22 protein-coding genes are annotated in these 25,636 nt (G+C 43.3%); 5 read left to right on the top strand and 17 right to left on the bottom strand.

Translation table 11 applies throughout. From position 1 onward, the window contains the following. Positions 1 to 102 precede the first annotated feature (102 nt). From G496_RS0101280 to pstB, 11 genes are all read right to left on the bottom strand, one after another. Entirely contained in the window at positions 103 to 1,440 is a 1,338-nt protein-coding gene (locus tag G496_RS0101280) for a trypsin-like peptidase domain-containing protein (protein WP_027177676.1), read from the bottom strand. Between the two features lie 85 nt (positions 1,441 to 1,525). Beyond that, positions 1,526 to 2,377, bottom strand: a complete 852-nt coding sequence (gene htpX / locus G496_RS0101285) for a zinc metalloprotease HtpX (protein WP_027177677.1) — start codon at positions 2,375 to 2,377, stop codon at positions 1,526 to 1,528. 200 nt (positions 2,378 to 2,577) lie between these two features. Beyond that, the gene (locus G496_RS0101290) at positions 2,578 to 4,902 is read right to left on the bottom strand and encodes a cache domain-containing protein (RefSeq protein ID WP_034632007.1); all 2,325 of its coding nucleotides are present in this window, start codon (positions 4,900 to 4,902) and stop codon (positions 2,578 to 2,580) included. A 256-nt stretch (positions 4,903 to 5,158) separates the two neighbouring features. After that, positions 5,159 to 5,410 (bottom strand): hypothetical protein, encoded by a 252-nt coding sequence (locus G496_RS0101295; RefSeq protein ID WP_027177679.1) that lies wholly within the window; start codon positions 5,408 to 5,410, stop codon positions 5,159 to 5,161. Further along, complete coding sequence (locus tag G496_RS0101300) at positions 5,410 to 5,652, bottom strand: hypothetical protein (RefSeq protein WP_027177680.1); 243 nt, start codon at positions 5,650 to 5,652, stop codon at positions 5,410 to 5,412. The genes G496_RS0101295 and G496_RS0101300 overlap by 1 nt, the downstream gene beginning before the upstream one ends. A 100-nt stretch (positions 5,653 to 5,752) precedes the next feature. After that, positions 5,753 to 7,078: a tetratricopeptide repeat protein gene (locus G496_RS0101305; RefSeq protein WP_027177681.1), complete on the bottom strand. Its 1,326-nt coding sequence runs from the start codon at positions 7,076 to 7,078 to the stop codon at positions 5,753 to 5,755. Positions 7,079 to 7,128: 50 nt separating this feature from the next. Further along, a complete protein-coding gene (locus G496_RS0101310) occupies positions 7,129 to 7,884 on the bottom strand; it encodes an MBL fold metallo-hydrolase (RefSeq protein WP_027177682.1) in 756 nt (251 codons plus the stop codon). An 83-nt stretch (positions 7,885 to 7,967) separates the two neighbouring features. After that, positions 7,968 to 8,864, bottom strand: a complete 897-nt coding sequence (gene sppA, locus G496_RS0101315) for a signal peptide peptidase SppA (protein ID WP_051294752.1) — start codon at positions 8,862 to 8,864, stop codon at positions 7,968 to 7,970. Further along, on the bottom strand, positions 8,842 to 10,593 hold the full coding sequence (locus G496_RS0101320) for a 30S ribosomal protein S1 (RefSeq protein ID WP_027177684.1): 1,752 nt from the start codon (positions 10,591 to 10,593) through the stop codon (positions 8,842 to 8,844). Before G496_RS0101320 ends, sppA begins: the two co-directional genes overlap by 23 nt. Before the next feature lie 451 nt (positions 10,594 to 11,044). Next, positions 11,045 to 11,710: a phosphate signaling complex protein PhoU gene (phoU, locus tag G496_RS0101325; protein ID WP_027177685.1), complete on the bottom strand. Its 666-nt coding sequence runs from the start codon at positions 11,708 to 11,710 to the stop codon at positions 11,045 to 11,047. Between the two features lie 101 nt (positions 11,711 to 11,811). Beyond that, positions 11,812 to 12,573, bottom strand: a complete 762-nt coding sequence (gene pstB, locus G496_RS0101330; protein ID WP_027177686.1) for a phosphate ABC transporter ATP-binding protein PstB — start codon at positions 12,571 to 12,573, stop codon at positions 11,812 to 11,814. A 267-nt stretch (positions 12,574 to 12,840) separates the two neighbouring features. On the opposite strand from pstB, the gene G496_RS18455 reads away from it, so the two are divergent. After that, positions 12,841 to 13,878 (top strand): response regulator, encoded by a 1,038-nt coding sequence (locus tag G496_RS18455; protein WP_051294753.1) that lies wholly within the window; start codon positions 12,841 to 12,843, stop codon positions 13,876 to 13,878. Between the two features lie 40 nt (positions 13,879 to 13,918). Here G496_RS18455 and G496_RS0101340 read toward each other — a convergent pair whose 3' ends face one another. Both G496_RS0101340 and G496_RS0101345 read right to left on the bottom strand, forming a co-directional pair. Then, a complete protein-coding gene (locus G496_RS0101340) occupies positions 13,919 to 14,770 on the bottom strand; it encodes an AMIN domain-containing protein (RefSeq protein WP_027177687.1) in 852 nt (283 codons plus the stop codon). 198 nt (positions 14,771 to 14,968) lie between these two features. Then, positions 14,969 to 17,455, bottom strand: a complete 2,487-nt coding sequence (locus G496_RS0101345) for a glycogen/starch/alpha-glucan phosphorylase (RefSeq protein WP_027177688.1) — start codon at positions 17,453 to 17,455, stop codon at positions 14,969 to 14,971. A 494-nt stretch (positions 17,456 to 17,949) separates the two neighbouring features. On the opposite strand from G496_RS0101345, the gene G496_RS0101350 reads away from it, so the two are divergent. Next, on the top strand, positions 17,950 to 18,342 hold the full coding sequence (locus tag G496_RS0101350; protein ID WP_027177689.1) for a Ros/MucR family transcriptional regulator: 393 nt from the start codon (positions 17,950 to 17,952) through the stop codon (positions 18,340 to 18,342). Between the two features lie 79 nt (positions 18,343 to 18,421). Here G496_RS0101350 and G496_RS0101355 read toward each other — a convergent pair whose 3' ends face one another. Next, positions 18,422 to 19,180, bottom strand: coding sequence for an OmpA/MotB family protein (locus G496_RS0101355; protein WP_027177690.1), 759 nt, complete (start codon positions 19,178 to 19,180; stop codon positions 18,422 to 18,424). A 385-nt stretch (positions 19,181 to 19,565) separates the two neighbouring features. On the opposite strand from G496_RS0101355, the gene G496_RS20305 reads away from it, so the two are divergent. After that, on the top strand, positions 19,566 to 20,666 hold the full coding sequence (locus G496_RS20305) for a response regulator (protein ID WP_027177691.1): 1,101 nt from the start codon (positions 19,566 to 19,568) through the stop codon (positions 20,664 to 20,666). A 68-nt stretch (positions 20,667 to 20,734) separates the two neighbouring features. On the opposite strand, the gene G496_RS0101365 is transcribed toward G496_RS20305, so the two are convergent. Together G496_RS0101365 and G496_RS0101370 are read right to left on the bottom strand one after the other, a co-directional pair. Next, positions 20,735 to 21,262 (bottom strand): rhodanese-like domain-containing protein, encoded by a 528-nt coding sequence (locus G496_RS0101365; RefSeq protein ID WP_027177692.1) that lies wholly within the window; start codon positions 21,260 to 21,262, stop codon positions 20,735 to 20,737. A 23-nt stretch (positions 21,263 to 21,285) separates the two neighbouring features. Next, positions 21,286 to 21,762 (bottom strand): MauE/DoxX family redox-associated membrane protein, encoded by a 477-nt coding sequence (locus G496_RS0101370; RefSeq protein WP_027177693.1) that lies wholly within the window; start codon positions 21,760 to 21,762, stop codon positions 21,286 to 21,288. Between the two features lie 203 nt (positions 21,763 to 21,965). Here G496_RS0101370 and G496_RS18465 point away from each other — a divergent pair, with 203 nt between their 5' ends. Further along, positions 21,966 to 23,537, top strand: a complete 1,572-nt coding sequence (locus G496_RS18465; protein ID WP_051294754.1) for a DEAD/DEAH box helicase — start codon at positions 21,966 to 21,968, stop codon at positions 23,535 to 23,537. Positions 23,538 to 23,565: 28 nt separating this feature from the next. Then, positions 23,566 to 24,756 (top strand): pyridoxal phosphate-dependent aminotransferase, encoded by a 1,191-nt coding sequence (locus G496_RS0101380; protein WP_027177694.1) that lies wholly within the window; start codon positions 23,566 to 23,568, stop codon positions 24,754 to 24,756. Between the two features lie 61 nt (positions 24,757 to 24,817). Here the strand turns inward: G496_RS0101380 and G496_RS0101385 are convergent, their stop codons facing one another. Further along, positions 24,818 to 25,558, bottom strand: a complete 741-nt coding sequence (locus tag G496_RS0101385) for a M48 family metallopeptidase (RefSeq protein WP_051294755.1) — start codon at positions 25,556 to 25,558, stop codon at positions 24,818 to 24,820. Positions 25,559 to 25,636 lie beyond the last annotated feature (78 nt).

The following is a 25,636-nucleotide window of genomic DNA, read 5'->3' on the forward strand; positions in this document are numbered from 1 at the left end:
TTGTTGGACGGGGATTTACTATTCCATATTACAAACTAATTTTGGTCCGCAGCACTATCTTTATAATTTTATTAAAACTTACTCTTCCTGAAATGAGTTTTGTTAAAAGCTCATCCTGACATAATAAAGATTCCGACCGCGCTGAACTTTGAGCATTACTGTATTATTCATGCGGTAGCTCAGGAAACAGTTTAGAAAATCTTTTTTATCGGATATTCTTCTGCTTCCTATCTGGTGAATTATATCTCCATTTGAAAGTCCCAGTTTGGCGGCAGGACTTCCTTTTCTTACAGAGGAAACGATCATTCCTGCTGATTTAGAGGAAGACGATCTGAGTCCCCATCTGGACCATGCAAAATCTTCTATATCATTATCAGATAAACCTTCGGGCTTAATTTTTATATTTCTGACCTTATCCCTGTGCAGGACCTCAAGGTCTATATTCTGCCCTTTTGTCTGGACTCTGAGCATTGCCAGATAATTATTTTTATCACCAACATCATTGCCGTTAAGTGAAAGAATGACATCACCGGGAACGATACCGGCTTGAGCTGCTGGAGAATGTTTATAGACTTCTGTCACAAGCATTCCGTAAACTTTGCTCAAATTGAAATATCCCGCGGTGCTCTGGTCAAGATCCTGACCACCAAGCCCTAGCCACACCGGTGATACTGATCCTGTTGCCAGAAGCTCATTAACCACTCTTCTGGCTCTGTTGATAGGGATGGCAAAACCAATCCCCTCGGCGCGATCCTGAATGGCGGTGTTTATTCCTATCAGCTCCCCTAGAATATTAAGGAGCGGTCCTCCGCTGTTTCCGGGGTTGATGGCAGCATCAGTCTGTATAAAGTCGGTATAAACGCCATGATCCGAGCGCACGGTCCTTTTGAGGGCCGAGACAACTCCGGTTGTAACCGTATGGTTGTATCCGAAGGGATTACCTATAGCTACAACGGTCTCACCGATTAAGATATCTGAAGAATCTCCCATTTTTACTTCCGGGAAATTCCCTGCGCCCCTTATTTTCAATACTGCGATATCAAAGTCGGAATCAGACCCGACAATATCAGCTTCATATTCTTTACCGGTAATAAGCCGGACTTTTACATCACTGCCACCTGAAATTACATGAGCATTGGTAAGCACCAGCCCTTTCCGGCCGTTTATGATGACCCCTGAACCGGCACTCACAGTTTTATACTTCCGTTTCATACCGGGCAGCCCGTTAAAAAACATATCAAACGGGTCCCCCGGAAACATCTGGGAAAAAGGAGACTCTGAGCGTTCGGTAACACCTGTAACAGTTATATTTACAACAGCCGGAGAAGTTTCCCTGACAGCCTTCACAACAGGAGTGATGCGTGGATTATCTTCAGCTGAGGCGGTATAAGGCAGCAATATAGCAAATGCTAGAAGCAGAACCGCTGATATTTTTTTCATAAACTCTCTCCGCAAAAAAGGGAGGCTTTTAGCCTCCCTTATCATATTCAAATACTATAACATTCCTGAGAATCCGGTATATAAATTATACCCGGGAAGCCATTGAGTTCAGTCTTGCAATTCTATCCTCAATCGGAGGATGAGTGCTGAACCAGTTGGCCATATTGCCACCGCTGAACGGATTTACAATAAACATATTTTCAGTTGCCGGAGCAGCGTTCATGGGACGATTTCTGGCAGTTGCATCAAGCTTGTAAAGAGCTCCGGCAAGGGCCTTGGGATCGTGTGAAATTCTCGCACCGGTTTCATCTGCAAGATATTCTCTGGAGCGGGAAATGGCCATCTGCACCAGAGTTGCAGCAATCGGAGCAATCATGGCAATTGCGATTGCTGCGATGGGATTAACCCCTTCATCATCGTCACTACCGCCAAAACCGAATAGAGTTGCCCACTGAATCATGTTTGCAATCATCATAATTGCAGAAGCCATAACAGCAGCGACAGTCTGGATAAGAATATCCCTGTTTGTTATGTGGCCAATTTCATGGGCAAGAACTCCGCGAAGTTCTTCAGGACTCAAAATACGCATAATCCCGCTTGTAACGGCAACAACAGCATTTTCGGGATTCCTGCCGGTTGCAAAAGCATTCGGGGAATCCTGAGGGACAAGAAAAATTCTTGGTTTGGGAATACCGGCATTGGCTGCCAGCTCTTCCACCATTTTGTGCAGTTGCGGGGAATCTCCCGGAGTAAGCTCCTCAGCCTTATACATGGAAAGAACTATTTTATCTGAATACCAGTAACTTCCAAGGTTCATCACCATGGCAATAATAAAAGCGAACATCAATCCGGCTCTTCCTCCGAGGATACCCCCAAGAAAAAGGATGATTGCTGTTAATACGGCAAGCAGAAAGAAAGTCTTAATCTGGCTTGTCATCTTCAGTTATACCTCCTGAATGGTATTTAAATGCTCAAAACAATGAATTACAAATCCAAACCCGTTCCCACCAGAGAACAGGTATACTGATCATGAAGCTCATTTTTCTGTCTGTTTTGAACTCTAAAGATATTTACTATTCCGCCATGGTCAAGATGTAGAACCTATTTACCGCCTTGAAAATAAATATCTATGACAGCTTAAAGGCTCTGCACGTCAATAAGGCTTGAAGGCAGGCTCAGAGTAAAAGCAGTGCCCTGTCCCGGAGCACTGGAGCCTTTTATGGTTCCACCAAGACGTGAGGTCACCAGATTATAGACTATGTGCATCCCGAGTCCGGTTCCGCCTTTATTTCTTCTGGTGGTATAAAATGGCTCAAAGACACGTTCAAGTTCGTATTCTGTCATACCCTTACCGTCATCACTATAGTGGATAAGCAGCTTGGCCCCGCCAAGTTCAACTCTTATCTCAATATTGCCATCGTCTATTTCTTCAAAAGCATGCATCAGTGAGTTGATAATAAGATTTGAAAAAATCTGCATAAAAGCACCCGGATATGTGTTGAGGACAAGATCGTCCGGACAGCTTATATTGATGCTGTGCTTGGTGCGTTTGTATTTTGAACGCAGACTGAGAAGTATTTCATCAAGATACTCGCGCAGATTAAAGGACCTCTTCTGTCCTGTTGTCTGGTCCACGGCAACCTGCTTGAAGGTTCCGATAAGTTCGGCCGCACGGTTAAGATTTATCATTGTTGAGCGGGTCGCCTCATCCGCAACCGACAAGAACTTTTCAAGGTCTGATTTGCGCAGTGAACTGGAATCTATTTTTAAGTGGATATCTTTAAGTTTTTCTTCCAGATAGCTGATACTGGTTACACTCACCCCTATAGGAGTATTGATTTCATGGGCAACCCCGGCAACAAGATCACCAAGCGCAGCCATCTTTTCCACCTGCACAAGCTGCTTCTGGGTATTTTCCAGACGTTCAACTGATTTCTGTAATTCTGAAGTACGCATATCCACAAGTGACTCAAGTTCCTGATTAAATTCTTCAAGCTGTTTCTGGGCTTTCTTAAGCTCAGTTATATTGCGAGCCTCAGCTATAAGAAACAGAATTTCTCCACCTGCACCAAAAGCCGGTTTAAGAGAAAAGTCCGTATATCTTTTACCACTATCCGGAATAATACTTTCAATTTCACGCCTTACAATATGTCCATTAGCTGCCCGTCTGATATCATCCTTTACTCTTTCCTGACTCTCTTCCGAGTGCGACCACCAAGGAGTATCCCAAAAATATTTTCCGATAGCATCTTCATATTTAACGTTTCTGAATTCCAGAGCACTGCGGTTAATTTCCAGCACAACCCCTCCGGCAGAAACAATTGCCATAAGCTGCAAACTCTGGTCAAAAACACCGCGAAAACGGGCTTCATTTATTGTCAGGCTTTCCCTTGCTTCCACCAGATCGTTTATCTCTCTGCTTTCAGCTATCAGAAATAAAGGGATGCCACTTTCAGATAAAAATGGTTTCAGGGAAAAATCAAAATAAGTATCTTTGCCGTCATATTTTACGAGCACTTCACCCTTGACCATATTTCCGGCGGAAGCTTCGGCCACACTGCTGCGGATTGTTTCCATCATATCTGATGAATAATCCCACCACGGTGTTTCCCAGTACATTCTGCCTACAACATCAGCCTCATCGGCTTCAATTACGTCAAGAGAAGCTTTATTACTGGCAAGGATCACTCCTTCCGGGCTGATGACACTCATACCCTGAAAACTGGCATAAAATACGCCTTCCACAAGTTCAGCTTTTTCTCTTATCTCTTCACCTGCTCTGCGGCCCTGATTTACCGTGTAAAGTGTGAGTATAAGGATTACGGCGATGATTAAAACTGTGGCATATCCATGCTCTTTGATTCTATTGGCAATATCAGCTTCCAGATCATCTAAATAAATTCCCGTCCCTATAGTCCATTGCCAAGGGTCATATCTTTTGGCAAACGAGAGTTTTCGAACAATTCTATCGGGGCGGTCCTGCCACTGCCAATAGTATTCCAGAAGAGCTTCCCCGGTTGAATTGGTCCCGGCGATAATCTCTTTTATCAGTCTTTTACCTTTACCATCTTCAAGGTCAGAAACGCTCTTTCCAACCAGATCATTCCGATACGGATGAACTATCATGACCGGGCGGGAATCAATGATCCAGAAATAATCTTTATTATCAGCTCCGTACCTGACAAGGCTGATTCTTTTTTTGGCCTCGGCCTGAGCTTCCGCACGACTTAGAACTCCTTTCATTTCCAAATCGTGATAATATTCCAGAATATTCATGACTATCTGAGTCACGCTCCTGAGAGAGAGCTTTTTCTGCTCCACCAGACCACTTTGGTATTCAGGCATGTGGATAAAAAATATAAGGAATGCAAACAGAACGAGTGAAACCGTTGCCGGAACGGCAATCCTCAACCATAGCGGCAGCATTTTGCGATTAGAGTCTCTGGAGTCATTTGGTAACATCAATCCCCCGTGAGTATCATTTTGACTCTATAATAGTACTACAATAATGCCTTAAAAGACAATAGTATCAATACATATTTATAGCCATAATCTGCTGTTGCATTGCAGGATAAAAACACTTTGAGAAGAATATCAGCGGAATTTCATTGTGCATTCTTATTTTTGCAGGGTAAAAACATGTATAAAAATAAATTTACAAAAACAAAAACCGCCTGATGGTACAGACGGTTTAAGCTGTAAACTCAATTCAAAAATATCAGTCGTCACTTTTTTCCGTAACGGGTTTATTGGGCAGCAAAGCCTCATAGCTACGGATCTTGCTTTTCAGCCGGCGCAGTTTGCGTTGAGTCATTTTATGCTTCTGCATGGCTTCATTCAATTTTTTTGTGAGAAGCACTTCTTCACGACTGTAAAATTTACTTTTTTCAATATACCAATTGGTCACTATCCTGTTGAGGATAAGCGCCAGAACGATGAAGCTTACGCCTACCATGATGAAATAAAACATTATTTAGCTCTGGCCCTGCTTATTCTATATTCAAGATCCTTCAACTGCTGCTGCGCTTCATCCACATCAACTTCAACTTTATCAATTTCTTCGTTGATCTTTTCAATTCTTTCCTCAATCTGATTTCGGTAATTTTCAACTTTGAGGCGTTTGTCGGTAAGATAAGCGCAGGCATTCATATACCTTGCATAAACTATCATAAAAAGCACAAGGCCAAGGACAAGAGCTGTTATCAGAAGCATCAATTCACCATAATCTTATGAGGAGAAACAATTTCAAACCCTGAGGACTATTTTGGTAATATGCTAAAGAACAGCAATAAAAGCAATTAGATTAAGCAGACTAATCGATTTTGTTCAGCAGGTCCCTAAGTCTTGAGTCATTTGGAAATGCTTTCAAAGCCTCATTGATAACAACTCTGGCATCATCATGCATGCCGACCTTGATAAAAATTCCTGCAATATTTCTGGCAACGGAAGGAGAACTTTTATGGATTTCCTGTTCACTGTTAATTGCACGTTTGAAGTTCTGAGCTGATTTTGCGTAATCTTTACCATCTGTGTAAGCCAGACCTATGTTGTAATAAAGACCGCCCTCCCGGGGAGCTACTTTCAAAGCTTCGCGATAGTTCTTAACAGCCTCTTTCCACTTGCCCTGCTTGCGCATGGCTATTCCAAGTCTGTTGAAAGTTTCCAGATCATCAGAAGTAAGACTTGAACCTTTAACAGCCAGCAGTTTTGAATAATATTTCTCCGCCTTGGCCGGGGAAACATCAAAAAGCGATTCGGCAATATTGCTCATAACTTCGGAAAGGTAGCCATGAGCTTCTCTTATGGCGCATTTTACAGCCTGATCAAAATACCCTTCGGCTTCATCAATCTGGTTGTTTTCAAGGTGAACCCTGCCTATTTCGCATTTTCGTTCAGTATTTAAAGGACTCAGCTTATCCAGCTTCTTGAGATAATACAGATACTGTTCATCATCATTGCCTTTATGAAAATCAGCCAGCTTTTTTATGGGATCAATAAAAACTTTTGATTGCTCGTGGGCTTTCTCATAGGCTTTAAGGGCTTCAGCTCTTTTACCAAGTCCGCTAAGGGCGTCACCCAGAAGCATCAGTCCCGCAGGACTGTTTGTTTTTATCTCTAAAATTTTAGTGCAGATCTGAAGAACTTTTTTTAATTCGCCTTTGCCAAGATACTCTTTTCCGGCATGAACAAGCTGATTGAGTTTACCCTGAGGTTTTATGGTAAAAGCGATTTTCTGGACAAGACTGTCCACGGAAACAGGTTTGGTAATAATATTATTGGCACCCATTTCATGTAAAAAGACCAGTTCATCTTCGCTGGTTTCGCCGGTGAGAACAATCAGTCTGATTTCAGGAAACAGCCTTTTAACATTTAAAATAAAGTCAGCCGTTGATTTACCATGAATCTGACGTTCAACAAAAACCAGAACCTGTTGACCTGCACCGATTTTGTCTTTTATCTCACGTATTGCCGGAGCCTGATCATGAAAAAAGATCAGACAATCTATGCGGATAGCAAGTATCTTAAAGATGGTGCCTCTTAAAAGCTTATAAAAGGCATTATCCTCTGTAAGAAGAACGCATGTACCGTTTTTTGCTTCGAAAAATTCACGAACAATCTGATCATAACTGCTTTGCACTTGAAACTCCGGACAGTCCTATGTCTAAAACAACCGTATAAACCAAAATATCAGTTAAAAATAAGCTCATCACCCTGTTCAGGGAGAACGATTTCAAAATCTTCTCCTGCAAACGCACCGGATTTGTAGAGCAAAGACAATTTATCACGCAGTCTGGAATAGACATGGATCAAAGCAAGGGTTCTGCACCCTGCATAGCGGGCCAGTTCTATGCTTTTGCTGACGCTTCCATGAGAGGCTGAACCTTTCTCTATACCCCAGGATTCATGTATTATAAAATCACAACCTTCAGCCAGCTTGAAGGCTTCGTCTCCGGGACAACCATCACCACTATAATATAATGAGAATCCATTACATTTCATTTTTATGGCAAACGCATCCACAGAATGAACAACCGGTACACTTTTTATAACTACACTATTATTAAAAGCCGCTTCCCCGGCAGTCAAGGGTTCAAAAAAAAGATTAAATTCCAGTTTTGAGAGAAGTGTCGGATAAGCAAAATTTACAGCTGAAATAATTTTTTGCTCAATATCTTTAGGGCCAATGAAAGTCAGAGGGGATTTTCGCCCGGCAGAACGCATATGCCCGAGAAGATAGGGCACACCCATAAAGTGATCACCATGAAAATGGGAGATGAATACGGCATCAATACTATCCGCATCAGGAATGAGTGAAAACAATGATTTTGGTACAGTGAAACCACAATCAAGAAGTATTCTGGTCCCTTCAAAATCAATTAAGATGGAAGTATTTGTTTCCCGTTCGTCAAAAGCGTCTCCAACCCCGATAAATATCGCTTTCATTGTAAGACCATAGCTTATTTCTCCAAGAGATAAAACCGCTATCAGGTGCCATAAAACGAATCAGGGTGGAGAAGTTAAAAATTTCAGTAGCTGAAACGCCAGCCGTCGATGGAAGCTGCCCCTTCAGGTTTTAGCCCCAGATATCCCAAAATCTGGGATAAAAAGGGAACTTTCTTTTCAGGACCTTCTATCAGAACAGCAGATCCTTCAAGATGGCATGCAGCTTTAAGGTAGGCAACAGCATCCTCATAACTGCCTATTTTATCAACAAGTCCAAGCTTGTAGGCCTGTCTTCCGGTCAGAGCTCTGCCGTCAGCTATTTTTTCAACCTTCTTGCGATCCATTCCCCTTGCCGAGGCGACATCACCTACAAACTGATCATGCATATCAAGTATCAGATTTTGAAGGTACGTCCGCTGCTCAGGAGTCAGAGGAACCATGGGCGAACCGACAGCCTTGAATTTTCCACTGGTGAAAATTTCAGGTTTTATACCAACCTTGTCCATCAGTTCACGGATGTTTGCATACTCGGCCTTAACACCTATACTACCGGTAAGACTGCCGGAATTTGATACAATGAGGGTAGCAGGTGCTGCGGCATAATAACCGCCTGAGGCAGCGACGGAACCGAACGATGCGACAACAGGTTTGACCTCGGCGCATCTTTTGACCGCAAGGTAAAGTTCCTGAGAAGGAGCAATAAGTCCACCGGGAGAATTAACCCGCAGCAGAACACCTTTCACCGAAGGATCATCACGAAGTCTGCGAATAAAGCGAACCACAGGGATGGGATCGGTGATCATGCCCTTTACATTCACAACGCCTATAGCATCAGACGAAAACATCGAATTTCTCAAGTTTCCATTAAAAAAGGCCATGGCCCCCCACATGAGGGCCATGACCAGAATAAGCAAACTGAATCCGAATATTATCGGATGCTTTGCCGAAAAACCGGGACTAGGAATCTTCTTCCTCTGCATCGGCTGCGGCCTTGGCTTCGGTTGCATCTTCAAGCTTCTGTCTCAGAAGTTCACCAAGAGGGTTACCTGCGGGTTCAGAACTGGAAGAACGGAACTCTTTAGGTTTACGCTTGTCTTCTTCTTCCTTGAGCTGCTTGATGGAAAGGCCGAGCCTGCGTTCATCAGCGCTGACATGGATGACTTTTGCCTGAATGGATACACCTTCTTTGAACATTTCAGAAGGATTCTTGATCTTCTTGTGGCTGATTTCGGATACGTGAACCAGACCTTCGATACCTTCTTCAACCTCAACAAAGAGACCGAAATCGGTAATGTTGGTTACGACACCTTCAAGAGTGCAGCCCACGGGGTACTTTGAGGGAACCTGAGACCAGGGGTCTTCGGTAAGCTGTTTTACACCGAGAGTGAACTTCTCGTTTTCTTTATCCACGGTAAGAACCTTGGCCTGAACGGTATCACCAACCTTGTATACTTCTGAAGGGTGGCGGATTTTCTTGGTCCAGGAGATATCGGAAACATGGATAAGACCGTCGATACCATCTTCGATGCCGATGAACACACCGAATTCGGTGATGTTCTTGATCTGGCCTTCAAGAATGGTTCCTTCGGGGAACTTCTCAGCAACAACATCCCAAGGATTCGGCTTAACCTGCTTCATACCGAGGGAAATGCGTTTCTTATCCTGATCAACGCCGAGGACGACAACTTCAACTTCGTCACCAACGCGAACCATCTGAGAAGGATGACGCAGCTTGCGGGTCCAGGACATTTCAGAAATGTGAACCAGACCTTCTACACCGGGTTCAAGCTCAACAAATGCACCGTAATCAGCGAGGTTTGTAACCTTACCGGTGAATTTAGCTTCTTCAGGGTATTTGCCGGAGATATCTTCCCACGGATCAGGAACGAGCTGCTTAAGGCCGAGAGAAACTTTCTGGCCGTCTTTATCGAAGTTGAGAACTTTAAGTTCAAGTTCGTCACCAAGAGCAACCATTTCCTTAGGATGCTTGATACGCTTCCAGGACATGTCGGTGATGTGAAGAAGACCGTCAAGGCCACCGAGGTCAATGAATACACCGTATTCGGTAACATTCTTGACTTTACCGGTAACAACCTGTCCTTCTTCAAGGGTTTCAAGAAGCTGTGAACGCATTTCATTGCGCTGTTCTTCAAGAAGAACACGTCTTGAAACAATAACGTTGCTGCGACGACGATTGATTTTGAGGATCTTGAACTCGTAAGTCTGATCGACAAGAGCGTCCATATCGGGAACAGGACGGAGATCAACATGTGATCCGGGCAGAAATGCTTCCACGCCGCCGAGATCTACAGTGTAGCCGCCCTTGATGCGACGAATAATTCTACCTTCAACAACGCCTTCTTTTTCCTGCAGTTCTTCGAGTTTGTCGAAAAGCTGCATACGTTTGGCTTTATCGCGAGAAAGGTGGATGGTGCCTTCGCTTTCGTTCTTGTTGACGACAAAAACATCTACTTTGTCGCCGACTTTAACTGTCATCTCACCTTCGGAATTCAAAAATTCGGATGCGGGGATCTGACCTTCGGACTTGAAGTTTACGTCGACAAGAACAGTATCATTATCAACTTTTACAACTTCACCGGAGACAATGCCTCCTTCGTCCAGATTTCCGAAATCGGCATTAAGATAATCTTCGAGGGCGGCCTCAAAGCTCATTTCCATTTCAGAAGAGTTGGTGTTGTCATTTTCCATGGGTTACCTCCAACAACAATGTCCTCGGACAAAATTTCGGCATACTATATATAGAGAGGTCTGAATACATTGGTCACACGCCGGACTAGCGTTCCGAGGCAGCCGTAGTCCGAAATGGCCGTTGACCCCTTTTTTTAAAGGGTCGTATCCGTTCCTTATGCCCGGTTAGGGCCAAGTGAAATATTCTATTTTAACTGTCTTCAGAAAACATAAAATATGACTCTTGGTATTCAAGAGCATTGCTTCTATCTTAAATTCTACACTCTGTAAACCGTTTCAATCAAGCCCTGAGCAGAGTTTTAGCACTAAAAAGTCCATAAACGTATGATTGACGTGAACATTATAAAATATGACCTGATTCATATTTTATATAAAAAAAATCGTCGTGCTGATTTCACTCAACACGACGATTATAACACTATAGAAAGATCAGCTTGAAATCACTAAGACCTTATCCCCTGCAATCATGTTTTACATTTTCGCCCTGAGCAATAAAAATAACTGATTCCGCAATATTCGTAGATTGATCAGCTATCCTCTCAAGATGGTTTGAAGACATGATTATATGCACACCACGCTCAACGAGTCTGGTTTCAGTAACCATATTTGAGATAAGATTTTTAAGAATACGCACGTTTAAGGTATCAGCTTCGTTATCCATACTGCACACTTTGGAAGCAAGGCTGATGTCTTCATCGGCAAACGATTTAACAGAACGGCTGATCATATTTTTGGTTACTTCAGCCATCTGCTCCAGCTTCTGATTATACGGAAGCGGCGGACGTGTGCTTAAAAAAACGGTGCGGTGAGCGATGTTTACAGCTTCATCACCGATGCGCTCAAGGTTGCTGGTTATACGCATGGCTCCTACAATAAAACGCAGATCCTTAGCCATAGGCTGACCAAGCGCAAGAAGTTCAAGGTTATTTTTATCAAGTTCGCACTCAAGCTCGTTGATTCTCATATCGTTGGCAATAACATCTTCGGCAAGGTCGCTATTATTCTCCAGAAGACCTTTAATTGCATTGGTTGCCGCTGTTTCGGCCATACTGGCCATGCGCAGAACCTGCACTTTTAATTCTTCCATTCTTTTTGTGAAATGCGCGCGCTGCTCCATTGAAAATTTCTCCTGCCCGTAAATATATTTTTTTTCGGAGTACACCATATTAATGGTGTCGCCCTCAACATTCTTCAATCAAAACAAGCAATCAGAGCGGCTTAACCGAAACGTCCTGTAATATAGTCTTCAGTCTGCTTATTCTTGGGCTTGGTAAACATGGTTTCCGTCTTATCCATTTCAATAAGTTTACCCATGTAGAAAAATGCCGTCTGATCAGAGACTCTGGCTGCCTGCTGCATGCTGTGTGTAACAATAATTATGGTGAATTTCTTTTTGAGTTCATGGATAAGATCTTCAATCTTCTGGGTGGCGATAGGATCAAGGGCCGATGCCGGTTCATCCATGAGCAGCACTTCCGGTTCCACAGCAAGGGCGCGAGCGATGCAAAGACGCTGCTGCTGTCCTCCTGAAAGACCGAGAGCCGAAGAATGGAGCCTGTCTTTTACTTCCGACCATAATGCTCCGCCTTTAAGGCTTTCTTCCACTTTCTGCGCTATATATTCTTTATCACTTACCCCGTTCACTCTGAGTCCGTAGGCAACATTCTCAAAAATGGATTTAGGAAAGGGGTTCGGTTTCTGAAAAACCATTCCTACTCTGCGTCTTAAAGAAACAACATCAAGACTCTGAGCATAAATATCTTCTTCATCAAGAGTTAGCCGACCGTCAACTCTTGTTCCCGGGATAAGATCATTCATTCTGTTAAGACATCTTAAAAAAGTACTTTTCCCGCATCCTGAAGGTCCGATAAGGGCGGTAACCCGGTTTTCTTCAAACTCCATGGCAATATTTTCCAGAGCTTTGAAGTCTCCGTAGTAAAAATCAAGATCTTCAGATTTTATTTTAACAGCCTGACCCATTTTAGTTTTACTCCGTATTTTCCTTTGCGCGAAACTATGAACAAAAAATCTGGCGGGCCAAAGCTTGAAACCCGCCTAAAATACAGCTCCGCAGCTGAGTTGATTACTTTCTAGGTCAAGGCCGTTACATTTAAATGTCCCGATTGTTACAATTAAGCAACACGCCTATAATTCATACAACCGGGTATAATTATTATTCCAACAGCATAATCCATATTGCGAATGATAGTTTTTTTTCATAATGTAGGCGATGCTCGGAGGGGAAATGTGAATAATTCAAGTAAAAAAAGCGTAACCATAATCACTGCCAGCACAGAGCACGCTCAGATTGATAAATCGTCTTTATTGAAGCACGGTCTATCAACCATTTCTCAATTCAACTCCGGGCAGGAAGCTTTTGACCACATAAAAAGGACAAGACCGAGACTCTGTATCGTGGACTCACAACTGGACGATATGGATGGTTGCGCTCTCATAAGAAAACTCAAGAGCAACCGTACAACAAGAATGATCCCGGTGATGATGATAACCATCAACAATCTTAAAGATCATGTGCTTGACGCCATTGCCGCAGGATGTGCCGCTTACGTCATCCGCCCCTACGCTCCCGCAACTTTTGAAAGACATCTTAAATACGCACTGTCTTCCATTGAATACGAAGAAATAGAAGCCGAAATGCTTGACCATGCCATAGGTCTGGTTGCCGACGGATTCTTTGATGAAGCTATTGAAGAACTTGAAGAGCTTACCCCGGTAGAAAATGACGCTGTTAAATATTTTGATATAGGAACCCATGCCCTGCTTGAAAGGAAGTACGGCAAAGCCATTATCGCCTTTAACAAGGCCTTAAAATTCAATCAGATGTATGCCGAGGCTTATCAGGGACTTGCTGAAGCCCACAAAGGAAAGGGAAATGAGGAAAGATATCAGGAATACCTTAGCAAGGCTGCTGATATTTACGCCCTTCAGGACAGACTTCAGGAAGCAAAAGATATTTACGTCAAAATCCTTAAAAACAATCCCGATGCAATGAACCCCTACAACAGCCTTGGGGTTAAACTCCGTAAAAAAGGTGACTATGACGGCGCCTTGCACGCTTATAAGCAGGCCCTTGAACTCTCGCCAAGAGACGAAAATCTGAGATACAATATTGCCAAGGCATACCTTTTTGCCAATGACAGGGAAGCAGCCATAGGACATCTCAAAGAAGCGCTCAAAATAAAAAAAGAGTTTAAAGAGGCCCGGGACCTCCTGCACAGACTGCATGCCGATATGACGGAAATGGAACCGTCAGCGATAGAATAACAAGAGATCTTAGCTGCCTATAATTTTGAAGAGATCAAAGCTAACGGTTGATATTGAAAGAGATTCCCAATTTTTTAGGCATTTTCTTAATCTGGGGTTTTAAACCCGCAGCGGATACCCCTTTCTTCATATAAAAAACAAACCTGAAACGGTCTGAATGTTCGCCAACCACAACTGTCTTTACCGGACCATTTTTCAGCTTATGCTTTGAACGCACCCGGCCTTCCCATGATCCACGCAGGTCGACCACCAGACGCTCCGGTTTTTTAAGACTGAACCAGCTGACTTTATCCGCAGGCTTTGAAAGCAGAACTTCGGCTTTAAACGCTTTACCGCCAGCATTAAAATTCAGTCCTCTAACCTGACCGGCGGCAGCTTTTCTGATTTTTTTCCTGTCATGTGCAACTTTCCTGTCCGCGGACTTACTGCGAACATCCTTGCCCTTGGGTGCTGGCTTTGGTTTTTTAGCATTCTTTACGGGGGTTACTTTTTTTGCAGGCTGCTGCGCTTTCTTCTGTTCCGGGGTCTTTTTCCCGGCAATATTTTTTGCTGCGCCCCGGTTTGCCGAAGCCTTCCCATTTTTAACCCCGCCAGAATCAGGACCGGTAACTTTTTTTGCTTTTGGCTGAGCTTGTGCTTTTGGCGGAACTTGAGCTTTTGGCCCCTGCTTAGAGGACTTGTTTTCCTGTTTAGCATTGGCGCCTTCAGAATCATCCAGAGGCAGGAAGACTTTATTAACTTTCATCCGCACTGAGGGAGCATTTATGACCCCACTACCGAGTGCGTTGTTCCCAGCCGGCAGGGCATGAGTATTCTCAACAACAAAAAGAAGCGCAAAGACCATTAAAGATAAACATAAAACGGCCTTTCTCTGGAAAGGACTGACAGACATTATTATTCCTCACTGTTTTACCGGAAAGAGCTAAACCGGATAATAAGCTAAATATTACAGTGTATAAGTTCAAAAATCAAAAAAGGCCGGAAGTATAAACTCCCGACCATAATTTACATTTAATTAACCTTATGCCCGACATCTAATCAAGACCCAAATTAAAAAACGATTCAGTTTTCAGCAAAACTTTAGCTGAAATCAGTCATTCCCGTCCGGCATAACCGCCCTTGTGCCCCATATTCCAAGGGCGTAATCCATAATAGCCCGATCACTGGAAAAAAGTCCCGAACCAGCGGTGTTGAGAATAGACTTTCTGGTCCATGCAGCGCAGTCCAGCCATAAAGAATCCACCTTATCCTGACAATCAATGTATGCCCTGAAATCAGCAAGGGCCATATATTGATCGCCCCCGTATGTCAGCGCATTTACCACCGGCTCAAAAAGATTGCGGTCACCTTCTGAAAACCAGCCGTTGCGTATCATTTCCAGAGCTTCACCTAGTTCATTATCATTTTCGGCAACATTGAAAGGATTATAGCCATCCGAGCGCGTACGCTCAGCCTCTTCGGAAGTCATGCCGAAAATAAAAATATTATCAGCTCCGACTTCTTCCATAATCTCGATATTGGCTCCATCAAGAGTTCCTATGGTCAAGGCCCCGTTAAGAGCAAATTTCATATTACCGGTACCGGAAGCTTCTGTTCCGGCGAGCGATATCTGTTCGGAAAGATCTGTTGCGGGGATTATCAACTGAGCCTGCGAGACCCTGTAATTAGGCATGAAAGCCACCCGCAGTCTGCTGTTCACGGAGCGGTCAGAATTAATTACATTGGCAACACTGTTGATCAGCCTGATAATCCTCTTCGCCAGAAAATATCCCGGAGCGGCCTTACCCCCGAAAATTTTGAGTCTGGGAACTTTTACGCTGCCGGGGTCCTTCCTTATCCTGTTGTATAAGACGATAGCATGCAGGATATTTAAAATCTGACGCTTATATTCATGAATGCGTTTTACCTGAACGTCAAACATCCAGTCCTGCGGCAAATAAAGTCCGTAATCTTTGCGGGCATATTCAACAAGCCTCTTTTTGCACTGCATCCGGCAGTCGCGCCAGCGTTGCTGAAACTCTTTGTCATCTGCCCACTCTTCAAGACCTCTCAGCATGGACAAATCTTTAACCCAATCCCGGCCGAGCTTTTCGGTTATCAACTCTGAGAGTTCAGGATTGCACTGTTTTATCCAGCGTCTGGGAGTGATGCCATTGGTGACATACGTAAATTTTTCAGGATACATCTCTACGAAATCATAGAAGATATTCTTTTTGATCAAATCACCATGCAGCCGCGAAACCCCGTTCACGGTAAAACTGCCGATAACTGCAAGCCAGGCCATACGGACCTGTTTATTTTCACCATCTTCTATGATGGACATTCTTCCCAGCCTGCCGTCATCGCCCGGATACTTCGCTTCTACTTCCTCCAGAAAACGTCTGTTTATTTCAAAAATGATGGAAACATGGCGCGGCAATACTTTTTTCATCATTTCCAGCGGCCATTTTTCAAGAGCTTCCGGCATTACGGTATGATTAGTGTAGGCAAAAGTTCTGCGGCATATTCCCCATGCATGTTCCCAGTCCAGCGAGTGTTCATCAAGCAGTATGCGCATGAGTTCCGGTATGGCTATCGCCGGATGTGTTTCATTAAGATGGACCACAGCCCGGTTCGGAAGTTCCATATAATCAAGCCCGAGCTTCATAAAACGGCGCATCATATCCTGAATGGTGGCAGACACAAAAAAATACTGCTGAACCAGTCTCAACTCGCGGCCCTGACTGAGTTTATCACTGGGATAAAGAACTTTTGAAATAGTCTCAGTCTTTACGGCATCTTCCATTGAACGCAGATAATCTCCGCTGTTAAAGAGATCCAGATTAAAGCGGCTGGCTGGCTTTGCCGACCAGAGTCTCATATTGATAACATTGTTATTTTTATAGCCGGGAATGAGCATATCGCAAGGCATGGCCCGGACTTTGGAAGCATCCGCCCAGCGATGCCTTATCGTACCGTCATCAGCAGTGTACTGCTCTTCATGACCATACAGCTTAACATCGAACATGAATCCTTTGCGCTGAAATTCCCACGGATTGCCAGTATGAAGCCAGTCATCAGGGCTTTCAACCTGTTCACCATTTTCAATATTCTGTTTGAAAATTCCATATTCATAACGAATTCCATATCCATATCCGGGGATACCAAGAGTTGCCATGGAATCAAGAAAACACGAGGCCAGACGCCCCAGCCCGCCATTACCGAGACCGGCATCAATTTCCGCGCCTTCGACTTCCTCAAGAGATATGTTGAAATGTTCAAGACTTTTTCTGACTTCTTCGGTGTAACCAAGGTTTAGGGAATTGCTGACCAGCGACTTGCCAACCAGAAATTCAAGAGAAAGATAGTAAACACTCTTGGCACTTTTACTGTAATATGAACGTTGAGTCTCAATCCAGTTGGCAACAAGTCTGTCCCTGATGGATAAAGCCAATGACTGATACAATGAAAATACGTCTGAACGGCTGTAGTCTCTTCCAAGATCTGAAAGATGGTGTAATTTGATACTCTCCAGCAATGAATCAGAATCAGTTCCGGCAATTCCGCACATTATGTTTCTTATTTCATTTTCAGCCATTTACATATCCTCTTTGCCTGTAATAGTCAGACCGTTTTTACAAAGTAATGAGATACACAATACACTTTATAATACCCTCAATAAATAAAAACAACCTGAAGTTAATAAAAGTATGATCAAATTATATATCAATAAAAATACTTTTTCTCCTTAATAAACATATCGAGTAACAGGTTAAGTTTTAATTCTGGATTACAAAAAATATAAAATGGTGATAAAAAGCAAAACGTATTTATATAAATAAATATAATTGACTGTTAGTGGTAAAAATTTATTTTGCCATAAAAATTAATATTATCCTTCACCTTTTCGATCATATTGTGGTATCGTAAGAAAATTAGAGGCTCTTTTGTATTACAACCATCTAAATATTCAGATAAAATTAAGATAACTGAAAATACAAAGTTGTACATATAAACTATAACCGTTTCAAAAACAGGTTTACATTAAATACAAACCAATAAACTAAAATAGAAGTTAGTTGGAGGGACGCGATGGATGATTATTTGAAAGAAGCTCTTGAAATTGTGAAGGCTCAGGCAAGTGTAAGGACCATGACAGAGGAAGAAATAACATCAATGGTCCATAAGCTTTCAGCTGGAATCCAAAGTATAAGTGAAGGATTAAGTGACGCTGAGGTTCAGCAGGAACCTCCGGTTGATCCTAAAAAAGCAATACGCGAAAAAAGCATCATTTGCCTTGAATCAGGAAAATCTTTCAAAGTGCTGACTAAACGGCACCTTGCAAAATACGGATTAACTCCTGATGAGTACCGTGAGAAGTGGGGCTACCCGAAAAAAACTCCGCTGGTATGTAAATCTTTACAGAGGGAACGCCGTAAAAAGATGAAAGATATGAAGCTCTGGGAAAAGAGAAAGAAAAAATAGGACATCGCCTGTCCGCCCCTGTAATAAAAACTGCGGGATTCAGATATCTGAATCCCGCAGTTTTTATTACAGCAGTAGCCTACCAGTCCCCGTCGCCACTCGGCTGGTAATAAAATTCAACACGCTGATTAATCTGCCGGTTTTCATTAGAAGTATTAGGAACCAGAGGTCTTGTTCCGGCATATCCTACAGCTTTCATACGGTTAGGAGAAATACCGGACCTGTCTTTTATATAACGCAGACATGCAGCCGCACGGGCAGCTGAAAGCTCCCAGTTGGAAGCATATCTGTTACCTCTGGTAGGTCGGTCATCGGTATGACCACGGACAACCAGATTAAGATTCTTCTTGCTCATCTGCTGCGCAACTTTATCCAGAATCGGTTTTGCACTTTCATTTATTTCAGCAGTTCCAGCTTTAAAGACAGCTCTGGTAGGAACTCTGACCATGACACCGGTCTGTTCCATATTAATATGCATCATTTTTGCCACATTGCCGTCGGAAACGAAGGCCCGCAGCTCAAGGGCCAGAGCTTGAAGATCCTTTTTTGCTGATTTTTTAGTTGAACTTGCGGCATTAGGACTTTCAGAAAAAGCCATGTTCTTTGCACTTCTATCCGCATACTGAACACCGAAAGCCTTGGACATCGAGCCTTTCAGGGTTTCAAAGTTGGCTATATCCTGATTTGCAAACGAGAGAAGAAGCACAAAAAAGCAAAGCAGAAGTGTAACCATGTCGGCAAAAGTAGCCATCCACGGCGGAAGCCCTTCTTCTGGAGGCGGGCCGTCATCGGCCTTGCCTTCAATGAAAATGATATCTTCTTCTTTATTTTTAGCCATTTTTATACGTATCCGGATTAATATAACAATGTAATAATTTTGAACTGCTATAATTAAGCATGGAAGTATAGTCCTGTAAATCCCTGACAGGAGTCTTGAGCTAACTCTATAACACGATCAGGATATAAATTTTCCAATTTAAAAACCAGCCTCCGAAAATTCAGGTCCGGAAGCAGGAAAAAGGCTCCTGCGACACATAACAAATGGACTGTACCCCCTATTGAATGCAGCCTTAATAATTATTTGGTATTAATTATACTTCATAATCAGATAAAAATCTGTAAAACTTTTCTACCAGCGGAACATATAAACCGGCAGCTGTTATTATTTATGTATATAAGCTGGCAAGATAATAGAATATACTTAACAAATAAAAAACAATTCAATGAAAAAAACAATTATTCCCCATTATATTCCACGATTGCTCATAATTGATGATGAGAAATACAATATAGAATTTCTTCAGATTGTTCTTTCGCATTCAGGATACATTGTTGAATCCGCTCAAAGCGGTGCTGAAGGCCGCCGGAAAGCAGAAACTTTTCAGCCTGATATGATACTGCTTGATATCCTTATGCCTTCAGAGTCCGGTTATGAGACATGTGCGCTGCTCAAGCAAAACCCGGAAACAAGTCACATACCGATTATATTTCTCACGGCACTGGATGATCATAAAAATTTTCGCAGGGGGCTGGATGCCGGAGCCACAGATTTTATAGCAAAACCGTTTGAGTACAGAGAAGTACTGATGAGAATCAGGCTGCATCTGAAACTTCTGTGCGGTGATAAATTCATGTTTACAGGAAAACTTCTGGGATCGGACAAGCCCGTTATTGACCATGTTCCGGAGTTTCCCATGGAAAAAATATGTCCATTCTACGATGATCAGGAAGAAGCGGATGCCAAGGATAATTCATTTTGTGAAATAGCTCTTATCAGTCCAGGCCTTGCGGATATAATTATGCTCGAATTCAGAGATGATGAGTCAACGACTCCGAGCAACGAAAAAATACGTGAAATAATATCACTGAGCATTGGCCCCCACTATACCACTTCGGAAATTATGCGAGATCTTGGACTGAGATTATCAGCTCTGGGATATTCTGAAAAAACCGAAGCAAAACTCATCCATATAGATCTTGATAATGATCTTGCCACCATAGTTAATGCAGGAGAAACTCCTCTCATTCATCTGGATTCAGACAATCAATTTACTTTTATTGAGCCTCAGACTTTCGGTGCAGGCTCAACAGGTCTTGGGTATCCACCCTGCTCAACTGTAGACTTCAAGCAGGGTCACCGCTTAATCGCCTGCACGCCGTCTTTCCTTTCCGGCTTTAAAACACTTCCAGCCGGGATAGTTGAATTGCAAAACACAGCTTCAGCAACGGCTCAGGTTGATATTAAAACGGCCTGCGAAGCCATAGGAAGAACAATCGGCAATCCTCGCGAAAAAAGCGGCGAGCTTGTTGTTCTGCAAAGATAGAAAAACCCGGAACGCTTATGACGCTCCGGGTAAAAAACAATTGCTAAGATATCAGCTTTTTCAAGAGCTTACTTTACAGCTTCAGCAGGATACTTGGCACCCTTCCATGCAAAGATTCCACCGGGGTAGCGCTTTACATTGGTGTAGCCAAGCTTTTTAGCCCATGCGGCTCCATTGTGACTGCGGGTACATTTTACAAATCCGCAATAAACAATGATGAGTTTATCTTTATCGGGTCCAAGCAGTTTGATGTAATCTTCCTGAGTTTTTCCATCTGTTTTAGAGGTATCCCATGTATCCATATCCGGAATAGGGAAAAGGAACTGAACCGCACCGGGAACGTGTTCCTTTTTATAGCTTGCTTCATAAGGCATGGTATCAACAATGACCATATCAGTCTTATTATCAATTAGACCTTTGAGTTCGGCAGTGGTTATAACGTCATAATTTCCGCGCTGAACTTCACGCACAAGCTTAACAGCTCCGGTTTCCTTCTCAACTTCCTTTCCGAATTTATCAGTTCCGAAACATCCGGCCAAAGCAAAACAAAGCACTGCAACTGCGGTTGCAGCGACCAATTTCCTTAAGATACTCATCACTCCATTTCCTCCAATCTGGTTTAGGATTTGATCCGTGCGAGCATTCTCCATACAGCCACGGGCCTGATCCCGCGCACAGCACGCACAGCATAGAGATATAAACATCCCGCAAAAATAGCTCCGTCACGCAACAAAGCTTCTTTAAGCGAGTGAAAAGCTTTTCCTTCAGGGTCTTCCGGACCGAAACACCCGCAATCAACATCAAGCCCCATGCTTATTCCATGAAAAAGTACAGCCATAAAGACAATTATCATAAGGCTGTAAAGGGTAAGGCTCCCTTTTATATCAAAACACAAACCTGCGGCCACCAGTATCTCGACAACAGGAATTGCAATAGCTGCCAAAGGAATTATCGCATCAGGCAGAATCCCGTACCCGCTTATTACAAGCGCAAAATCGGCAGGAGAAAACAGCTTGGATATTCCTGAATAAAGAAAAATCACAGCGAACAGAATCCGGAGAACAAAATAAATTTTAAGAGAAAAAATTTTAGCCATAACTCCGCCTGAATACGATTTTATATTATGCCAACTAACTGTGACCTTGAAACAATTGCAAATTGTTAAAAACTATAGATTTTTAATAATTCTATAGATTTTAACTATATCTAATTTTAAGCTTAGAAAATACCCTTTGCATAATGGCAGGTTTATAGCGTAGTTTTTTGAAGATAACTTGCTTGTAATAAGGATTTTAAAGAATGAAAGAAAATGATTTAGACAAACCGGAAGATAATCACAGTAAAAATAATGAGGCTCTTGAAAAAATAGTCGAACCTGAAAATTCACTGCCTCCCATTGAAAAAAAAGATCTTCCAGAAAAGCTTCAACAGGCCGTTGACAATGTGGGCTGGAATTCTCTCAGTCCAGTACAGTCGCTATCAATCCCATACCAGTTGCAAAACAGAGACCTGATGGTGCAGGCCCGCACAGGAAGCGGTAAAACCGGAGCCTTTCTGCTGCCCATAATTGAGAAGGTTAAACCGGGAACAGGGCGCACACAGGCTCTTATACTCGTACCTACAAGGGAGCTGGCCCGTCAGGTTGCCCACGAAGCCGAAACCCTGCTTGGCGGACTCGGAATGAAATCCGTAGCCGTCTATGGTGGTGTTGGATACGGCAAACAAAGGGAAGCCCTCAAGGAAGGCTGCGAAATAGTTGTAGGAACACCGGGCAGGGTTCTTGATCATATGATTGCCCGTACACTGGATATTTCCGCTTTGCAGACACTTATTTTTGATGAAGCCGACCGGATGCTCTCAATCGGTTTTTATCCCGACATGAAGGAAGTCCAGTCCCACCTTCCGCGCCACCGTATAAACACCAATATGTTTTCGGCCACTTTTCCGGAACATGTCCTGCGCCTTGCCGGAGAATTTATGATCGAGCCCCAGCTGTTGAGCCTCAGCAGCAGTGAAGTGCATGTCACTGAGATTGAGCATGTTTTTTATGAAGTTCCGGCAATGGGCAAAGAAAGACATCTTATGCGGATTCTGGAAATGGAGAATCCCTCATCAGCAATTATATTCTGCAATACAAAAGCAAATGTAAATTTTGTAACCGCAGTCCTCAAAAATTTCGGATTCAATGCCGGAGAATTAAGTTCCGATCTCTCACAGAGCAAACGGGAACGCATCCTCAACCAGATAAGGAGCGGGGAAGTCCGTTTTCTGGTTGCCACGGACGTAGCCGCCAGAGGAATTGATATCCCTGACCTCTCCCACGTTATTCTTTATGAACCGCCTGAAGACAAGGAATCATACATCCACCGTGCCGGCAGAACAGGCAGAGCCGGTAGTTCAGGAATAGCCATTTCACTTGTCGATGTTATTCAGAAACTGGAACTGCAACGCATTGCCACCCGTTACGGAATAGATCTGCAGGAAAGAACCATTCCTGAAGACAGTGATGTCATGAACATCATTGAAGCCCGTTTGAGTGCCATCCTCGAAGCAGGATACAGATCCCGCACCATTCTGGAAAAAGAACGTATCGCCCGCTACAAGGAGCTTGTCAGCAGACTCTCACAGGACGAAGATCAGCTCACACTGGTAGCCATGCTTCTTGACGACCTCTACCAGAAATCACTGCATGCCCGCCCCGAGCAGCCACCTCAGCAGCAGGAACAGGGACGCGGAAGAGGAAAACCTTCAGGAAAAAGAAATTCCGGAAATTCGGGCAGAAAAAACTACCGCGGCAGAAGAAGGGGCGGTAATTCCGGAAGCACTCCGTCCTCAGGCAGAGGACAACCACAACGTGGTAATAAAAGGTAATTTAATTAAATAAGATGGAGAATATATTATGAAACTTCTTTCACCACAGGTAGACAACTACATCGACAACTCCTCCTGGATTCGCAAAATGTTTGAAGCCGGGATAGAACTCAAAAAAAAATACGGTGAAAACAATGTTTATGACTTTTCACTGGGCAACCCTGATGTGCCTGCTCCAGCTGTTGTTGGTGAGGCCTTAAGAGAAATTGCCGACACTGCTGAAGAGCCTTTCGCTTTCGGATATATGCCGAATTTCGGATATCAGGATGTGCGTGATGTTCTCGCAGGGCGTGCCAGTCGTGAACAGGGTGTTGAGATCAAAGGCTCGGAAATTATCATTACCTGCGGTGCAGCAGGAGGAATCAATACTCTTTTCCGTACGGTTCTTGAACCGGGTGAAGAGGTTCTCTGCCCGGCACCGTTTTTTGTAGAATACAGCTTTTATGCCCAGAACTTCGGTGGCAGCCTGAAAACAGTGCCTTCAAAACCACTGACTTTCCAGCTCGATCTCAAACATATTGATGATTCTATCACTGAAAAGACAAGGGTCGTTTTAATCAACTCCCCGAACAACCCGACCGGCGCAATCTACCCCGAAGAAGACCTGAAAAAGCTTGCTGAAATACTGAACAAGCATAACGAAGGACGTGAACGTCCTATCTTCCTGATTGCAGACGAACCCTACCGTTTTCTCGCATTTGACGGGGAAAAAGTTCCGTCCATACTCCCCAATTATGATTACAGCCTTGTTATCAGTTCTTTTTCAAAGAACCTTTCCCTTGCCGGAGAACGCATCGGCTATATCCTCATCAATCCTGATATGCCCGGTAAAGAGCAGCTTACAGCCGGACTTGTACTGGCCAACCGCATTCTCGGTTTTGTCAATGCGCCTGCAATCGGACAAAAACTGCTTGCAAAAGCAATTGATGCTGATGTTGATAAAAATATTTATCTTGAAAGACGCAACGCTATGGCTGAAGTTCTTGATAAGGCTGGTTACAACTACACTATGCCCAAAGGAGCTTTCTACTTCTTCCCTGAAGCTCCCGGATGCGATGATGTTAAATTCTGCGCAGCCCTGCAGGAAGAAAGAGTCCTTGCTGTTCCCGGATCAGGCTTCGGCATGCCGGGATACTTCCGCCTTGCTTTCTGCGTAGGAACAGAAGTTATTACCGGTTCCCAAGAAGGCTTCAAAAAAGCTATTGAAAAATTCAAATAGCCATCCGCAATAAACAAAACGCCGTGACCTTAGCTATCTAAGATCACGGCGTTTTTTAGTTTCAGGATTTAAAATTCATCCAGTCTGGAACATATACCGACCCTGCAGAAAGACGTTTTTCATATTCTTTGTATTCCGGCTGGGCAGCTGCAACAAGTTTCCAGAATTTCTCAGAATGATTCAGATGGATGGTGTGTGACAGCTCGTGAATGAAAAGATGCCGGACCAGTTCAAAAGGAAGAAACATAAGTTTGCAGTTTAAATTTATATTCTTACGCACGGAGCAGCTTCCCCAGCGGCTGCGCTGAGACCTCACAGCCACTTTCTCAAAAGGCAGCCCCAGTTCCCGTGAAACCTTTCGCAGTTCTGGAACCAGAAAACTTTTTGCTTCAAGCCTGACGAACTTTTTTAATGAATCAAGCTCTTCCTCAGGAGTCCATGAGGCTCCTCTTAGGTGCAGTCTGCGAGCATTTTTAACTATTTTAAGACTTCCGCGACCGTTTAAAGATCTGACCAAAGTGTATTCAGTGTTGTTGGCAGCAAAATAAATTTTATCAGGAAGGACCAGTTTTTTCGGTTCAAGGGACAGCCCATTCCTGCGCATTGTTTCAACGGCTCTGCTGATCCAGCCTTTTTTTCTATCCACAAAATCAGGCACTTCATTAAGGGCGACCCACTTCGGTATCACCACCTCAAGACCTTTGCCGGGTATAACCCTGAAAATAACATTTTTTGCTCTTGTACTTCTACGGACCGTCAACGCAACGGCATATCCATTCACAAATATCCTGTCTGAAGACATCAGCTTTCGACCACACTAATTATTTTATTAATAATTTTTAAAAATCTTGTTTTAAAACAGTCCTCAGTCTACTCCCAG

The sequence above is a fragment of the Maridesulfovibrio bastinii DSM 16055 genome (assembly GCF_000429985.1).
Classification (GTDB): Bacteria; Desulfobacterota; Desulfovibrionia; order Desulfovibrionales; family Desulfovibrionaceae; genus Maridesulfovibrio; species Maridesulfovibrio bastinii.

Coding starts and splice junctions, on each gene's coding strand:
- G496_RS0101370 (WP_027177693.1), bottom strand. CDS start 21,762: ATGGCTAAAATTTTTTCTCTTAAAATTTATTTTGTTCTCCGGATTCTG.
- G496_RS0101380 (WP_027177694.1), top strand. CDS start 23,566: ATGAAACTTCTTTCACCACAGGTAGACAACTACATCGACAACTCCTCC.
- phoU (WP_027177685.1), bottom strand. CDS start 11,710: ATGGAGCAGCGCGCGCATTTCACAAAAAGAATGGAAGAATTAAAAGTG.
- pstB (WP_027177686.1), bottom strand. CDS start 12,573: ATGGGTCAGGCTGTTAAAATAAAATCTGAAGATCTTGATTTTTACTAC.
- G496_RS0101350 (WP_027177689.1), top strand. CDS start 17,950: ATGGATGATTATTTGAAAGAAGCTCTTGAAATTGTGAAGGCTCAGGCA.
- G496_RS0101310 (WP_027177682.1), bottom strand. CDS start 7,884: ATGAAAGCGATATTTATCGGGGTTGGAGACGCTTTTGACGAACGGGAA.
- htpX (WP_027177677.1), bottom strand. CDS start 2,377: ATGACAAGCCAGATTAAGACTTTCTTTCTGCTTGCCGTATTAACAGCA.
- G496_RS0101320 (WP_027177684.1), bottom strand. CDS start 10,593: ATGGAAAATGACAACACCAACTCTTCTGAAATGGAAATGAGCTTTGAG.
- G496_RS0101295 (WP_027177679.1), bottom strand. CDS start 5,410: ATGTTTTATTTCATCATGGTAGGCGTAAGCTTCATCGTTCTGGCGCTT.
- G496_RS0101365 (WP_027177692.1), bottom strand. CDS start 21,262: ATGAGTATCTTAAGGAAATTGGTCGCTGCAACCGCAGTTGCAGTGCTT.
- sppA (WP_051294752.1), bottom strand. CDS start 8,864: ATGCAGAGGAAGAAGATTCCTAGTCCCGGTTTTTCGGCAAAGCATCCG.
- G496_RS20305 (WP_027177691.1), top strand. CDS start 19,566: ATGAAAAAAACAATTATTCCCCATTATATTCCACGATTGCTCATAATT.
- G496_RS0101345 (WP_027177688.1), bottom strand. CDS start 17,455: ATGGCTGAAAATGAAATAAGAAACATAATGTGCGGAATTGCCGGAACT.
- G496_RS0101385 (WP_051294755.1), bottom strand. CDS start 25,558: ATGTCTTCAGACAGGATATTTGTGAATGGATATGCCGTTGCGTTGACG.
- G496_RS0101280 (WP_027177676.1), bottom strand. CDS start 1,440: ATGAAAAAAATATCAGCGGTTCTGCTTCTAGCATTTGCTATATTGCTG.
- G496_RS0101300 (WP_027177680.1), bottom strand. CDS start 5,652: ATGCTTCTGATAACAGCTCTTGTCCTTGGCCTTGTGCTTTTTATGATA.
- G496_RS0101355 (WP_027177690.1), bottom strand. CDS start 19,180: ATGGCTAAAAATAAAGAAGAAGATATCATTTTCATTGAAGGCAAGGCC.
- G496_RS0101290 (WP_034632007.1), bottom strand. CDS start 4,902: ATGTTACCAAATGACTCCAGAGACTCTAATCGCAAAATGCTGCCGCTA.
- G496_RS18465 (WP_051294754.1), top strand. CDS start 21,966: ATGAAAGAAAATGATTTAGACAAACCGGAAGATAATCACAGTAAAAAT.
- G496_RS0101340 (WP_027177687.1), bottom strand. CDS start 14,770: ATGTCTGTCAGTCCTTTCCAGAGAAAGGCCGTTTTATGTTTATCTTTA.